The 764-nt window shown below is 60.9% G+C and carries 2 protein-coding genes; both read right to left on the bottom strand.

Annotated features, from left to right (window positions below):
• Window positions 1-383 (bottom strand): transposase (locus tag ACGLHR_RS51945; protein WP_400103949.1); only part of this gene is annotated, 383 nt, incomplete at its 3' end.
• Between the two features lie 57 nt (window positions 384-440).
• A partial coding sequence (gene tnpB / locus ACGLHR_RS51940) for an IS66 family insertion sequence element accessory protein TnpB (protein ID WP_400103947.1) occupies window positions 441-764 on the bottom strand: 324 nt, incomplete at its 5' end.

The following is a 764-nucleotide window of genomic DNA, read 5'->3' as shown; positions in this document are numbered from 1 at the left end:
TGGTCCTCGGTCAGGTCATACTCGATGCGCTGGCGCGGCAACTCCGCCGGCAGCGGCTTGCGGCCACGTTTGCGGCCTGCAGGCTTATCGGGCACTGGCAGACCTGTGTCCGGCGGCGCGAGCGCGTCGTCCTCCTCCTCCTCATCGTCGTCGGCCGGCTCCGCAGAGGCCATTTGTTCGGCTTCGTCAAACACGCGATCCTTGAGCTTCTCACTACTTGGCGCGAAGCGTTTGGACTGCGAGAGCCGGAACTGTTCCTCAAGAAGCTTGATGCGATCGTTCAACTCGGCAATGTGCTGAGCGTCGGCCGCAGCCCGCGCTTCGAGTTCGCGGATATAGGCCTGGGCGGCCGGCGGCAATTGCGAGAGGTCGTGTTCGTTCATGCTGAACACGATAGTGCAGCCGCCCCTCAATCGGGTATACGTCACACCGAACGACCATCAAGCCGTGTGCTGATATTTGCGCGATGGGTGCCGCTTCACGGCGTCCAGGTCGATGCCGTCCAGTAGCCAGTGCAACTGTTCGGTCGTGAGCTCGATCACCGCGTGCTCACGCCGCGGCCACACAAAACGGTCTTCCTCCAACCGCTTCATAAGCATCCAGAACCCGTTTCGATCCCACAGTAAAAGCTTGATGCGGTTGCGCCGACGGTTATGAAAGGCGTAGACGGCGCGGGAAAACGGATCAAGCTGCATCGACTGCTCGACCAAGGCAACCAACCCATTTATCCCGAGGCGGAAGTCCACTGCATTGCGGTGCAGGTA

The organism is Cupriavidus sp. CuC1, from assembly GCF_044627735.1.
Classification (GTDB): Bacteria; Pseudomonadota; Gammaproteobacteria; order Burkholderiales; family Burkholderiaceae; genus Cupriavidus; species Cupriavidus ulmosensis.
Note: the sequence above shows the minus strand (reverse complement) of the source record. Positions and strands in the feature narration are given on the sequence as shown.